We start from the raw sequence: 13,919 nt of genomic DNA on the forward strand, positions 1-13,919 counted from the left end.
GGGATTAAACCTATGAGCAAAGCTGCAAATGATATTCTTCAACAGGAAGTGGACAAACGCCGGACGTTTGCCATTATCTCTCACCCGGATGCGGGTAAAACGACATTAACCGAGAAACTGTTGCTGTTCGGGGGCGCGATTCGCCTTGCGGGAACGGTAAAAGCTCGGAAAGCGAGCAAACACGCAACAAGTGACTGGATGGAAATTGAGAAACAACGGGGAATCTCCGTTACCTCTTCCGTAATGCAATTTGATTATCTGGACCATCGCGTCAATATTCTGGATACACCAGGTCACCAGGACTTCAGTGAAGATACGTATCGTACACTCACGGCTGCCGATAGCGCTGTCATGTTGATTGACGTGGCAAAAGGTGTCGAGGCACAAACGATTAAATTGTTCCAGGTGTGTGCGAAGCGTGGAATTCCAATCTTTACGTTTATCAACAAACTCGACCGTGAGGGTAAAAGCCCATTTGATCTAATGGAAGAACTTGAAAATGTACTGGGTATTCGTTCCGTTCCAATGAACTGGCCAATTGGTACAGGTCGTGAACTATGCGGTGTATATGACCGGATGAAAAATCAGGTGGAGTTGTTCCAAGGTGACGATCACTCGATAATTAAAGTTCAGAAAGTAAATGGTTATACAGATCCAATTATCCGTGAGATGGCAGGAGAATATCTGCATGATCAGTTAATTCAGGATCTGGAGCTTTTGGACGTTGCGGGAGATCCATTTGATATGGAGAAAGTTCAACGCGGGGAATTGACGCCTATTTTCTTCGGTAGTGCGATCAACAATTTTGGTGTGCAGACCTTCCTGGAGAACTTCCTGGAACTGGCACCGAAGCCTGAACCACGTCGCAGTACGGCAGGAGAAATTCAGCCAACGAATGAAAAATTCAGCGGTTATGTATTCAAGATTCAAGCGAACATGAACCCGGCACATCGAGATCGTATTGCGTTCCTGCGTATTGTATCAGGCAAGTTCCAACGTGGAATGAGTGTGAAGCATACTCGTGTAGGTAAAGAGATCAAGCTGTCACAGCCACAGCAATTCCTGGCACAAGATCGGGATATTGTGGAAGAGGCGTATGCTGGGGATATTATCGGTTTGTTCGATCCGGGTATCTTCCGGATTGGCGATTCACTGAGCCAAGGCAGCGAGGTTATCTTTGAAGAGTTGCCAACGTTCTCGCCAGAGATTTTTGCCAAAGTTACCGTTAAAAATGCGTTGAAGCATAAACAGTACCAAAAAGGGATTGACCAGTTGACGGAGGAAGGAACCATTCAGGTGTTCCAGACGGTAAGTTTCGACGAGACGATTCTCGGCGTAATTGGTCAACTTCAGTTTGAGGTATTTGAATACCGGATGAAAGGCGAGTATGGGGTAGACGTGCAATTGCAGCGCATGCCTTATCAGTTCGCTCGCTGGATCGTGGACGAGAATCTGGACCCAAGCAAATTCCGGATTAACTCTGCGCTTGTGAAAGATAAAAAAGGAAATTATGTGGTGCTCTTCGAAAATGAGTACGCCATGAGAACGGCTATGGATAAAAATCCTACAGCCAAGTTCTTGGAGACTGCACCTTAAGTGCAAGCAGACAGACGTAATCCGGCTAATCATTGAAGGGTTGGTTGGATGTAACAAGCTGCCATCATGAGGTAAAGCTTGTTCAAAATAAGATCCCTCCGCCAATTGGCGGAGGGATCTATTGCTATACACCTTACTTAGAGGCGGGGATGATCCAGCCGAATAAGGGAAAGCTTTCTTTTGCAGACAGAACAAACGGTTTGATGGTTACCCTGCCCTTCAATGCTTCGATTAGCGAAGCGGTTGAACGGGAATGGTGTGCAGATGCTCCTGCGCGATTTGAATGAGTTCTTCCTGCTTGGCAGGTTCTGTGTTCTTCCAGATCATCTCGAAAATGGCGCCAAGTCCAGGTAATGCAGCTTCCGGTCCATCTACTGAACCTTCAATCATCTCCCGGAGCTGATCATCACTTTTGTCATGAACTTTATGAACAATCGCTTCACGCAGGCTTAATGTAATGGGCATCGCAATTCCCTCCTCGTATATTCGGCTGCTCTTATACTGTTCCCTGGGAAGCGCGAGCGCATTCAAGTTTATCGGGCTTTGTGGTATACTACGAAGGATTATTTACGTTAGCATGGGTATCCGTAATGATGCGTCATGCTGAAGTGCAGCGGGAGGTTAAGACCCTAATGGCGAAGAAACAGTATGCCGTAATTGGCATGGGACGGTTCGGATCAAGTGTTGCCAATGCACTGAGCGGTATGGGATTCGATGTGCTGGCAATTGATGCGGACGAGCAGCGGACGCAGGAGATGTCCAATGTGGTAACCCATGCGGTATCGGCAGATTCAACAGATGAAGAAGCGCTGCGTGCGCTGGGCATACGGAATTTCGATGTTGTCGTTGTGGCAATTGGTGAAGATATACAGGCGAGTATCCTGACAACCTTGATATTGAAAGATATGGGTGTACCGGTGCTGATCGTAAAAGCTCAAAATGAGCTTCATGGTAAGGTGCTGCAGAAGATTGGCGCTGATAAAGTCATCTATCCTGAGCGGGATATGGGACTGCGCGTAGCCCATCATCTAACCTCGCCTAATATACTGGATTACATTGAGTTATCTGAGGATTACAGCATTCTGGAGATGAGAGCTTCCGAGCAAATGATCGGCAAAAACCTGATGGAATTAAACATCCGTGCACGTTTTGGATGCAACGTCATGGCGATTCGTAGTGGGAACTCGATGAACATCTCGCCGTACGCGGAGGACCGGATTGAAGCTGGTGATGTGCTGGTCATTGTGGGCCATAAAGATCATTTGACGAAAATGGAGCTTGCATATCCGAAGTGATGGATGCAGATGGGAAGGATGGAAAGATGGATATTGTATCACCGCAAAATACACGTGTAAAAGAATGGGCACAGCTGCTGGAGAAAAAGCATCGTACCCGTCAACATAAATATATCATTGAGGGCATTCATCTGGTACAGGAAGCATTGCGCGCCGGAGCAGATCTGGAGTGCATTGTGTACGACGGGGAGCAAGGCGTACCTAGCGAACTGTCCGGGCTTGAAAACCCACTACAGCGTGTGGAGTGGGTAAGTGTATCTCCTGCGGTTATCGCCAAATGTACAGATACAATGACACCACAGCCTGTATTCGCGATTGTGCGTAAAGGCAGTGAGCCATTGGAAAGCCTCATTGGCGGCGCGCGCGGGCTTGTCGTAGTGCTGGATGGGGTGCAGGACCCGGGTAATGTGGGAACGATTATTCGCAGTGCGGATGCAGCTGGAGCAGCTGGGGTCGTACTTGGCGCGGGCTGTGCTGATGTCTATAACCCGAAGACGATTCGCTCGACGATGGGGTCATTGTTTCATTTGCCCATCGTGGAGGGCCAGTTGGAATCTTTGCTTCCCGAAGCGAAGGCTGCGGGCGTGAAGCTGGTAAGTACTTCTTTGCAGGCAGAGTATTCATGTTATAGTTATGATTTTACGCAGGCGGTATGGCTTGTCATTGGTAACGAAGGCAAAGGCATCTCGGATGCTACGGCACGCTTGGTGGATGATGCGATTACAATTCCGATGCAGGGACAGGCAGAGTCGCTTAACGCAGCAATGGCGGCAACGATTTTGTTGTTTGAGGCGATGAGGCAGCGGATGGTGTAGGTAGTAAAATAAATATCTTGCTGAACTAAACGTACAAAGGCTGGATACGGATTGAAGATTGATGCAATCCAATTTCCAGTCTTTTTCTATTCTTATTTAAGTTCGTTCCAAGTAACTTCTCGGACAAAATAATTCTTTACTGTCCGTTCTAGAAATGATATGCTAACAGCAAGTTAGATCTAACTGTTTTTTTTTGCACAATAAAGAACGATCGTTCTCAAAACTAAAATCACTTTAATCTAAAGAATACGAGGGAGAGAAATAAGATGAAATATACAGTAATCACAGGAGCAAGTTCAGGGATTGGATATGAAACGGCATTGGCATTTGCAGCTCGGGGTAAAAACTTGATTTTGGTAGCGAGAAGATTGGATAAGTTGGAAGAGCTTAAATCCACCATTCAGAGTATCAACCCTAAAGTGAGTGTTATTGTTCACACAAGTGACCTGTCTGTTACGGCAGAGGCTTACGCATTGTATAACGATTTGAAGGAATATGAAATCGAGACTTGGATCAATAATGCAGGGCTTGGAGAAGGTTCGTTCGTTGCTGAACAGAATCTGGATAAAGTAGAGACCATGCTGCGTGTTAACATCGAATCGTTGACCATCCTTTCTACACTGTATGTACGAGATTATGCGAATGTCGAAGGTACTCAATTGATTAACGTCTCATCCGCACTTGGATATGCCATTGCTGTAGGCAGTGTTGCTTACTCTGCATCGAAATACTACGTTAGTGCCTTCACGGAAGGTCTTGCCAAAGAACTGGAACTGAAAGGTGCAAAACTGAAAGCGAAGGTGCTTGCACCAGCGATCACGGAAACAGAGTTTGTACAAAAATCAATAGATGCTGAAGGATTTGATTACAAAGCCAATATGTCCAAGTACCATACAGCTAAAGAAATGGCGAGCTTCATGCTAGATCTGTATGATCGCAACGATGTGGTTGTGGGAATTGTAGACCAGAACTATGATTTCCAACTGACGGCTCCGATGTACCCAGTGATCTCAGAACTAAGTTAATTCAGAAGCATCCACGCATACATCTTTTTACCAAATCTCTAAATAAGAAGAGGAGTACATCCCATTGGAAAAGATATGGAGTAAAACAAAGATTGGCAACATGGAATTGCCTCATCGACTAGCGATGGCACCCATGACACGCAGTCGGGCGCAAGAAGATGGTACACCTGGAGAGTTGGCTGCACTTTATTATGCTCAGCGTGCCACCATGGGACTCCTGATTACGGAAGGTACACAACCATCTGATGACGGACAGGGTTACTTGTGGTCACCTGGCATCTATACTGACAAGCATATTGATGGATGGAAAAGGGTAACGGATGCGGTGCATGAAGCTGGCGGATATGTATACATCCAATTAATGCATGCGGGTCGCATGTCACATCCGGACAATACCCCGCATCATCGCCAACCGGTTGCTCCATCTGCCATCGCACCGGGTGTAGAAATGTTTACGGCTACAGGGATGCAGGATATCCCCGTTCCCCGGGAATTGAGTCAGGAGGATATTCAAACGACCATCGCCGATTTCCGTAAAGCAGCAGCCGCAGCGATCGAAGCAGGGGCGGATGGCGTCGAAATTCATGGAGCCAATGGATATTTGATCAATCAGTTCTTCGGAGAGAATTCAAATACGCGGACAGATGAGTATGGGGGATCTATAGAAAATCGTGCTCGGTTTGCAATTGAAGTAGCGAAAGCTGTTGTCGAAGAAATTGGAGCAGAACGTACCGGCTTCCGAATCTCTCCAGGAACACCTCTTGGTGGAATTCAGGATGGGAAACAAGGTCCTGAACTTTATCGTTATCTTGCCAAAGAATTAGCCCAATTGGACTTGGTTTATCTGCATATCATGCATCTTGGAAATGAAGAACTGCTCCAGGACATTCGTTCAATTTGGCAGAATCCATTGTTGGTCAACCGGGCCGGAAGAACGTTAGAAGATCTCAGTGCAGATCTAGATCGAGGTCTGGCTGATCTGGTACCGGTTGGTGTATGGTCTTTAGCCAATCCGGATTTGGTGGAACGTCTTCAACAAGGTGCACCACTGAATGAAGCAGATCCTGCAACCTTCTTTGGTTCAGGAAGTAAAGGGTACACGGATTATCCTACGTTGGATGAATTGAAGTCACAAGAGGGGCAACACTAGCACCAACCATGGAGCATGGCGTACAACTGAACCTTGTTCGCCATGTTCCTACATTAGGTGAACTAATCATTTACACGATAACGTAGAGGACAGAAAGAGCCTGAAAAAGTGAAGCTACAAGCTTTCTGAAAGAAAGCTACTTCGGAAGCATACACCTCGCCTTTATCAAAGGATTTTCCCTTTAGAAAGGGGATCAAAAAATCTGGGGATAACAGCGATTGGAGGGTTGTTCTGTCATCGTAGTGTCAGTGTAAATAATCTTTAGTTCAACTTATATAGTCTATAAGCAAAGGAAGAGGATAACTGATGAGAGCAGTCCAAATACAGAAATACTCCAAAGAAATCCAAGTGGAGATCAATAATATTGACATACCTCAGATTCAGAGCCATGAGGTCCTTGTCAGAGTAAAAGCTGCGGGTGTAAATCCGCTGGATATCTTGAATATGAATGGCAGTGTTCGGATGATTGCCGACTATAACTTACCTTTAACTTTAGGTAATGAATTATCAGGTATCATTGAAGCTGTTGGTGATGATGTTTTGAATTTTAAAGTGGGAGATTCGGTCTACACAAGGTTACCTCTAAATAAAATTGGTGCTTTTGCTGAATATGCAGCCGTGCATGAAGATGCTTTGTCCATGATGCCGGAGAATTTGTCCTTTATTGAAGCTGCTGCAGTACCTCTTACTGCCCTGACGGCGTATCAAGCTTTGCATGATGTACTTCGAGCTGAACCGAATAAAAAGCTGTTTATACCTGGAGGAACCGGTGGTTTCGGTTCAATGGCTATCCCGATTGCCAAGTCCATGGGATTAACAGTGATTACAAGTGGAAGCGAAAGAGGCAGAGCACGTACACTATCTATTGGAGCAGATCAATTCATTGATTATAAAACTCAACATTATGCTGACATTCTGTCCGAAATCGATTATGTGATCGACACTTTGGGTGCGGATGAGATCAAAGCCGAACTTAGCATTTTGAAACCACAGGGCAAGTTAGTTTCTTTGAAGGCTGGACCCAATTATCGCTTTGCAGTGGACAGTCAATTCCCATTATGGAAGAGAGCACTATTTGGTCTTGTAGGTGCACGCCTGGATTCGTTAGCGCGTAAGAACCAAAATGAATATCGTTTTTTATTTGTGCACTCCAGTGGGGTTCAATTGCAAGAGATTACAGCTCTTGTAGAAAAGGAAGACATTAAGCCTTCGATCGATTCCACGTATTCGTTTGATGATATTGAAAAGGCATTGATTAAAGTATCCACGGGTCACTCCCAGGGTAAAGTCATTGTTACCTTTTAAAGTCTCGTTAAGATGATGCTCATGCTATTCAATGTTCGTCTTCTGAACAGGAGGAAAGCCAATGGCGAGAAGCAAAGAGTTCGAAGAGTCTGTTGTTCTGGATAAAGCGATGAGACTTTTTTGGAAACAAGGTTATGAAAAGACGTCTATGACGGATCTGGTCCATCATATGGGAATTCATCGCAAAAGTTTGTATGACACATTTGGTGATAAACATACTTTGTTTCTGAAGGCAGTAGATCTGTATGAGCACAAAATCAGCTCCGCCCTTGTAGCAGGTGTGAAGCGTTCCAAAACGGCAAAGGAAGCACTTCAGTTTATATTTGCTTCTTTAATTCATGGAGAGGAACCTCCAGCATCAGGCTGCTTCATTGTCAATTCTACCGTCGAATTGGCGGCACGCGATGAAGACATGAACAACCGATCGACGGAGATGTTTACGAATACGGAGAAACTAATCAAGGACATGATTGTGTGGGGGCAGCAAGAAGGTGAATTCACAACGGAATACAGCGCCGAGGTATTGGCGGAATATCTGCATAATGTAGGCGTTGGATTAAGGGTAATGGCCAAGACTTCAATAACCGAGGAAAAACTTCTTCGTATAGGGACGCTATCCATGGATCTCATACTAAGGTAGTCTTTTTTCTAACTTTTAAGAATGTTCGTTCTAATATGGGTGTTTCAGATGAACATATGTTATAGAAAAGAAAAGAAAAGAAAAGAAAAGAGAGGCAGGTAACGACATGAGAAAGACAGTTCTCATCACAGGGGTCTCAGGTGGGATTGGTAAAGAGTTAGCAGATCGATTTGCCGAAGGCGGACATCATATTGTGCTGGTAGCACGAAGCAAGGATAAAATACAGGATCTAGCTCAGGAGTATCAGAAAAAGTATGGCATTCAGACGACGGTTATTGCCAAAGATGTAGCAGCACCTGGGGTACCACAGGAGATTTATAATGAGCTGAAGGAAAAGGGCATTGTTGTTGACTATCTTGTCAATAATGCAGGCTTCGGTCTGTTCGGGACGTTTATGGAAACGGATCTGGAACAGGAAGTCAATATGATTGACATAAATATCAAAGCTTTAACCATCATGACAAAGCTATTCTTACCGGAGATGATTCAACGTGGGCAAGGTGGCGTGATGAATGTGGCTTCGTTGGTAGGTTTTTTCCCTGGACCGATGATGTCGGTATATTATGCAACAAAGGCATACGTACTATCGTTCACCGAGGCTTTGGAGAATGAAGTAAGCGGAACGGGCGTTACGGTAACGGCACTGTGTCCAGGTCTGACATCTACCGGATTTGTTGATCGTTCGGGTATGGGTGTCTCGAAGATGTTGCAGGGTCCCATCATGGAAGCGGGACAGGTGGCTGAAGAAGGGTATCAAGGTTTCTTGCGTGGCAAGACGTTAATTATGCCTGGTGCTCGGAACCGATTCATTGCGTTTATGCCGCGGTTGTTGCCGCGTAAGATGATGACTCGCATGATAAGATCCACACAGGACAAGACAGGACATTAAACATTTAAAAAGGAGCTGGTCGATTTGATCTTTTATGATTCCCCCCAAGCATCCGTTTCATGGAATGAGGAAAATAAAGTAGTTATCTTACAATGGAAGAGCTTTGCACAAGGTGAACATTATCGTACACCACTAAATCAATTGTTGGAGTTAGCGGTGCAAAAGCGCTCGAATAAGGCGTTATACGATAGCCGTCACTTGGCCGTTATTTCGCCAGATGACCAAGAATGGGTTGCACAAGAGTGGTATCCGAGATCACTTGAAGCAGGACTTAAGTATTCAGCACTGCTTGTTCCCCATAAAGCGATAGCTAAATCGAGTGCAAACCGAATGCTCTCAGGAATGGACATATCCAATCCATCTCAAGAGTTTCATGACATAGATGAGGCATACCATTGGCTGGCAACCGTAAAATGAGAAGGTAGCGAAGCATCATTTACATAATTCAATTGAGTTTTGTAGTAATAAAGCAATCCGCCTTCTCTCATTCGCTCGTTTCACTGGCTCCTTCATCTTGTCTTTTACGACAAACATACACAAAAGCAGGCGGGAAGCTAAAGGGTTCAAATTGAATTTTCTCCATCTCAAATAATTCAGCTAATTGTTTCTTCATATGAAGTGAGTACTGGTACAAAACTAATGTGCCTCCAGGTCGCAGCGCTGTATGGATCTGTGACAGGATATTTTGTCTCATTTCTCTGGAGAAATTAAAAAAAGGCAGTCCGCAAATGATACTATCCAGCTGTTGCACATGTTCTTGATGAATTCGTTTCAACAGATAGGATGCATTCGAATGGAACATGAATTCAGGATATGTCCTCTTCAGATTACTTCTCATTTTGGGGTCTCTTTCAAATAAAAACACGGTTGCCGAGTTCGGTAAATGTGCTCTCATGAGACGTGTGACGGCACCTGTTCCTGGCCCCAACTCGGCAATAGTTCTGATCTCATCCCATCGTATAGATTGGACGATTTTACGAGCTAGAAATTTGGAACTGGGCAGGACACTGCCTACTCGTTTGGGATTACTCAGAAATCCTTGTAGGAAAAGAAATGGTTCTGGTGTTTTCATCGTGGTATCCTCCATGATTAAATGCATTAATAGTTCACTTGATGTTGGTAGGCAAGTTTAGTTGGAAGATAAATACGTTAAGTGTATGTTGTAGTGTTAAAGACCCCTGGTGTAACTCCGCAATGTTCCTCGCAATAGAAAGACCCAGACCAGATCCTGATTGAATGCCTTCGCTATTCCTCGAATAATCCACCTTATAAAAGCGATCAAACAGTCTGTTTTTTTGTTCTATTGTTAGTGGCATGCCTTTATTCTCTACTTCAATGGTAACGTGATTATGCCGCACACTCATTCGAACATGAATCGTACCCGGTTTAAAGGAATACTTCAGTGCATTCATGAGAAGATTGTCGATGGCTCGTGCAATTTTATCACTATCCAGGGAAACCATGATTGGAGCATCGCCGAGTTTTTTCTCAATATGAACCCCATTCTCCTGAGCTAAAGGCTCGAATTCAAACAACAATTGATCCAATAGCTGACATAGGTCAACACTTTTCAAATCCAATTGGGTGTTCACTGCGTTAAGACGTGTGTATTCAAATAAATCATCGAGTAACTTCTTCAAATGCGTTGCTTTGTTAAAGGTATTCTGGATAAAACGGTCATACTCCGCTTTGTCTTGAAAGGATTCTGTTCTAAGAAGTTCAATATACCCGATTATGCTGGTAAGCGTCATGAGAGATACCCGTGATCATGTCCATCTTGGATTGTTCCAACTCGCGCTCCTTGATGATCTGCATCTGTAACTGTTCAGTCATGTGATTAATGTTGGAAGCGACCCGGCCAAGTTCATCTTGTCGAACTACAGAAACCCTGTAGTTTAAATTACCTTCAGATATGATTTGAAGCCCTTGCTCCAGTGAAATGATATCTCTTACAATTTTTCGTGTAGAACCCAAAAAAGTAAACGTAAAGATTAGGATAAATATAGGTGTCAGAATATAAGGGAAGTAGTTGAGAATCCAGTTCCATTCCAAACCTTCACTGATTTTTGCCACAATCGTAATAAGGATATTATTGATAATCACTGATCCGACAATAGAAATTACAAAACTGATCACCATTCGATTGAGGATATGGATCTGTATCTTTTTCGTTTGCTTGGATTGCTGTAATCGTTTAATCAATTTTATAACCTACCCCCCATACCGTTTTAATATACTGAGGTTCTCGTGGAGTCAATTCCAGCTTTTCTCGCAGATTACGAATATGAACCATCACCGTATTATCGGAATAGCCATAAGGTTCTTTCCATACAGTCTCGTAAATCTTCTCAGAGCTAAATACTTGTCCGGGATGACTCGCAAGTAACACCAGAATGGAGAACTCCAGAGGGGTTAGTGAAATGTCATTCTCTTTTAACTTTACTGAATGTTTGCTTGTATCAATGACAAGGTCCTTAATGAGGATCAGTGAACTCGATTCCGGTTTTCCGATCAATGTTTGACGTCGGAGCTGAGCCTTAACGCGAGCCAGTAATTCTAGCGGATTAAACGGTTTGACCATGTAATCGTCTGCCCCGGTAGTCAGGCCTGTAATTTTATCAATGTCTTCTTCCTTGGCGGATAACATAATGATTGGAGTGGTAGATACTTCTCTTATTTTGAAGCAGGCTTTGATGCCGTCCATAATGGGCATCATGACGTCAAGTATTACGAGTTGGACCGATATTGTATTGATAATATTTAGCGCTTCCTCACCATTGGCTCCTTCAATGACCTTGTATCCTTCGTTACGTAAATAAACATGAATGACGTCACGGATATCGGGTTCATCATCAACAACAAGAATGGTACTCATGATTCAACACTCCTTTTTTGCTCTAATCCAGATAACTTTTTAACTTTTTATCAAGAGGATAACATCAGTGTAAACGATAGTCAGGGATGTTTAAATTGTTTCCTTTTTGCGACAGACATAAACGAACGCAGGCGGCACATTCAAAGGCACTAATTCTATTTTTTCGATGATAAAGTGTTCGGATAATAATTTTTTCATTTGAAGTGAATATTGAAAGGAGATGAATAATCCTCCAGGTTTGAGTGCTTTATGGATCTGCTCTACTAACGTAGCTCTTAATTCAGGCTCAAAGTTGAAGAAGGGCAATCCGCTAAAAATGTAATCCAGTTGCTGAACTCCCTCTTGATTCATGGATTCAACCAATCGAGCGGCATCTGGATAACAGGAGAACTCCGTGTATGCCTTCTGAAGATTATTCCTCATTGTATCGTTCATCTCAAACAATAGCACTTTGGTGGAGTCCTGTGCCTGTTGATGAATATAACGAGTGATGGCACCTGTACCCGATCCAAGCTCGGCGACTGCTTTTGCCTCCAGCCAAGAGGCTTGATTCACCATTTTGTTGGCGAGAAACCGGGAACTGGGAATGATGCTGCCAACATGTTTGGGGCTTTGAAGAAAGCTTTTCAGAAATAATAGTGGTTGATTGGAATTCATGTGTGTGGTTCCTCCGTATATGTGATGGTGTGTTAGCAAAAGCAGTTAGAAATGTAATAATTGAAGCTTGGATAAGATAGGACCGCCAAAGTAGATTCCCGCTGTAAAATACGTTATGGTCCATAACAAAGCACTGGAGTATGAGATGAGAGCAAATTTCCGATACTGCACACCGCTCATTCCAATAAGCAAAGGGAGAATATATCGCACAATTGGAATGAATAAACCGATGCACATCGCCCATTGGCCACTCTTATTCAGAATCAGTTCAGCCTTGATGAAATTTTTATGATGTTGAAATCTGTGTTTTATCTTGTTTCCAAATAATCTACCTGCAAAATAAGCAAAGGTAATGGCCGTTAGTAGTCCTGATAAAATACAGAAGTATGTGATCCATGAATTGATAACTCCGGTTTGGCCTAAAATGGCACCGCTAATAATTGTGATCTCATTCGGAATGGGAATGCCGAAAGGCCCTAATGAGAAGGCAAAATAAAAAATCAGATATCCATACTGATGAAGCAGTTCTAAGATCGTATTACTGATCATTGTTTTGCCTCCTCTCTAGTTGATATAGCAATGTTAATGAAAAAAACTAAGGAATTAATGAGCATATTTCTGAAGAAAATCTAAAGAATACATAAGTAAAGCCAAACAATGACGTATATTAGAAAAAAGCCTTGCCAACTTAGTTGGCAAGACTTGAACAGGTCGATATATTCATAGGCTGTGATATACGATCTATAGGTATGTCATATTCAACAGGGAATCGATCAGGGCAGAGAGTCGGGCTAATCGCTCCAATCGAATCGATTTATACGGGCTGAGAGAGCATGGAGAGATGTTCCAGCCAAGCGGAAACAAAGCTCGCCAACCAGGATGCCACCTGCAATATCTACGATGACATGTTGTTTCACCAGTATGGTAGACATCATAATAAGAATGGATAGGATGGAAGTCATCGCCCATATCACGCGTCCAAATACACGTGTTCCTCTAAGGAGCAGATAACTGGTTAACACATGAATGCTCGGAAAACAGTTGTAGGGTTGATCGTTACGGTAGATGTAATCAACCATCGTGAAAAGAATTCCTTTCTCACCCCGGATGTCCGGGCGCTCAATTGCTGTCTGGAACAGAGCGAAGAAGATGTATGAGATCACCAGACCGCTACAGAGTGCAATGAGCGTCTGAAAATAGGTTCGCTTGTCCTTAAAAGCAAGTGCTATTAATGCACCTGTAATGAACGGGTACCATAATACATAAGGGAGGAAAAATATCGGGACAAAAGGGATCATGGAATCGAGGGGCGTTGCAAGACTATAGACATGATCCCCAGGGCGATTTAGTACACCGTAGAAGATATTTAAAATTGGAATGGCTGCAAGCCAAAGCAGTGAAAGCCAGACTGATTTGGTCGATGACGGACTGGAAAGCTTCAAATGCTCAACTCCTATACGGATCTATCAATGTATCCATAGTAGAGATAAACTCTGAAGAACTTGAGAGGGATTTTCTAAAGAAATTCTGAATATCAAGTGAAATGTTTCTCGAAAAGGAGTGGTATGCACGGATGAAATCAAGAAGAGCCGAGACGTCATCATGACGACTCAGCTCTTTTTTTATTTCCGATGAGAACAGGTTTTTCGGCAGGTTATTGTAGGAAGTAGAA

Annotated in this window: 17 protein-coding genes; 9 read left to right on the plus strand and 8 right to left on the minus strand. The window is 43.6% G+C overall.

Features of this window, described 5'->3' with window-relative positions; genetic code table 11:
* Positions 1–12: 12 nt before the first annotated feature.
* Positions 13–1,596 (plus strand): peptide chain release factor 3, encoded by a 1,584-nt coding sequence (locus MHH93_RS16080; protein ID WP_500054829.1) that lies wholly within the window; start codon positions 13–15, stop codon positions 1,594–1,596.
* A gap of 231 nt (positions 1,597–1,827) precedes the next feature.
* On the opposite strand, the gene sspI is transcribed toward MHH93_RS16080, so the two are convergent.
* A complete protein-coding gene (gene sspI / locus MHH93_RS16085; RefSeq protein ID WP_036673259.1) occupies positions 1,828–2,061 on the minus strand; it encodes a small acid-soluble spore protein SspI in 234 nt (77 codons plus the stop codon).
* 128 nt (positions 2,062–2,189) lie between these two features.
* Here sspI and MHH93_RS16090 point away from each other — a divergent pair, with 128 nt between their 5' ends.
* The 8 genes from MHH93_RS16090 to MHH93_RS16125 all read left to right on the plus strand — a co-directional run bounded on the left by MHH93_RS16090 (position 2,190) and on the right by MHH93_RS16125 (position 9,132).
* Positions 2,190–2,891, plus strand: coding sequence for a potassium channel family protein (locus MHH93_RS16090; protein WP_278299144.1), 702 nt, complete (start codon positions 2,190–2,192; stop codon positions 2,889–2,891).
* A gap of 26 nt (positions 2,892–2,917) precedes the next feature.
* Positions 2,918–3,706, plus strand: a complete 789-nt coding sequence (locus MHH93_RS16095; RefSeq protein ID WP_500054830.1) for a TrmH family RNA methyltransferase — start codon at positions 2,918–2,920, stop codon at positions 3,704–3,706.
* Between the two features lie 266 nt (positions 3,707–3,972).
* Positions 3,973–4,731 (plus strand): SDR family NAD(P)-dependent oxidoreductase, encoded by a 759-nt coding sequence (locus MHH93_RS16100; RefSeq protein ID WP_500054831.1) that lies wholly within the window; start codon positions 3,973–3,975, stop codon positions 4,729–4,731.
* A 64-nt stretch (positions 4,732–4,795) separates the two neighbouring features.
* Entirely contained in the window at positions 4,796–5,881 is a 1,086-nt protein-coding gene (locus MHH93_RS16105; protein WP_500054832.1) for an alkene reductase, read from the plus strand.
* 306 nt (positions 5,882–6,187) lie between these two features.
* Positions 6,188–7,186: an NADP-dependent oxidoreductase gene (locus MHH93_RS16110; RefSeq protein WP_500054833.1), complete on the plus strand. Its 999-nt coding sequence runs from the start codon at positions 6,188–6,190 to the stop codon at positions 7,184–7,186.
* Between the two features lie 61 nt (positions 7,187–7,247).
* On the plus strand, positions 7,248–7,826 hold the full coding sequence (locus MHH93_RS16115; RefSeq protein ID WP_500054834.1) for a TetR/AcrR family transcriptional regulator: 579 nt from the start codon (positions 7,248–7,250) through the stop codon (positions 7,824–7,826).
* Positions 7,827–7,932: 106 nt separating this feature from the next.
* On the plus strand, positions 7,933–8,715 hold the full coding sequence (locus MHH93_RS16120) for an SDR family NAD(P)-dependent oxidoreductase (protein ID WP_500054835.1): 783 nt from the start codon (positions 7,933–7,935) through the stop codon (positions 8,713–8,715).
* Positions 8,716–8,739: 24 nt separating this feature from the next.
* Positions 8,740–9,132 (plus strand): hypothetical protein, encoded by a 393-nt coding sequence (locus MHH93_RS16125; RefSeq protein ID WP_500054836.1) that lies wholly within the window; start codon positions 8,740–8,742, stop codon positions 9,130–9,132.
* A gap of 67 nt (positions 9,133–9,199) precedes the next feature.
* Here the strand turns inward: MHH93_RS16125 and MHH93_RS16130 are convergent, their stop codons facing one another.
* The 7 genes from MHH93_RS16130 to MHH93_RS16160 form a co-directional block, all read right to left on the minus strand.
* Positions 9,200–9,787, minus strand: coding sequence for a class I SAM-dependent methyltransferase (locus tag MHH93_RS16130; RefSeq protein WP_500054837.1), 588 nt, complete (start codon positions 9,785–9,787; stop codon positions 9,200–9,202).
* 34 nt (positions 9,788–9,821) lie between these two features.
* Positions 9,822–10,466 carry a sensor histidine kinase gene (locus tag MHH93_RS16135; protein WP_500054838.1) on the minus strand — a complete coding sequence of 215 codons (645 nt, stop codon included), beginning with the start codon at positions 10,464–10,466 and terminating at the stop codon, positions 9,822–9,824.
* The gene (locus MHH93_RS16140; RefSeq protein WP_500054839.1) at positions 10,435–10,917 is read right to left on the minus strand and encodes a HAMP domain-containing protein; all 483 of its coding nucleotides are present in this window, start codon (positions 10,915–10,917) and stop codon (positions 10,435–10,437) included. Before MHH93_RS16140 ends, MHH93_RS16135 begins: the two co-directional genes overlap by 32 nt.
* Positions 10,910–11,590 (minus strand): response regulator, encoded by a 681-nt coding sequence (locus MHH93_RS16145; RefSeq protein WP_500054840.1) that lies wholly within the window; start codon positions 11,588–11,590, stop codon positions 10,910–10,912. Before MHH93_RS16145 ends, MHH93_RS16140 begins: the two co-directional genes overlap by 8 nt.
* A 90-nt stretch (positions 11,591–11,680) precedes the next feature.
* Entirely contained in the window at positions 11,681–12,247 is a 567-nt protein-coding gene (locus tag MHH93_RS16150; protein ID WP_500054842.1) for a class I SAM-dependent methyltransferase, read from the minus strand.
* A 45-nt stretch (positions 12,248–12,292) separates the two neighbouring features.
* Positions 12,293–12,796: a DedA family protein gene (locus MHH93_RS16155; protein WP_500054843.1), complete on the minus strand. Its 504-nt coding sequence runs from the start codon at positions 12,794–12,796 to the stop codon at positions 12,293–12,295.
* A gap of 242 nt (positions 12,797–13,038) precedes the next feature.
* The gene (locus tag MHH93_RS16160) at positions 13,039–13,689 is read right to left on the minus strand and encodes a phosphatase PAP2 family protein (protein ID WP_500054844.1); all 651 of its coding nucleotides are present in this window, start codon (positions 13,687–13,689) and stop codon (positions 13,039–13,041) included.
* Between the last annotated feature and the right edge of the window lie 230 nt (positions 13,690–13,919).

The sequence above is a fragment of the Priestia sp. FSL H7-0729 genome (assembly GCF_038005685.1).
Classification (GTDB): Bacteria; Bacillota; Bacilli; order Paenibacillales; family Paenibacillaceae; genus Paenibacillus.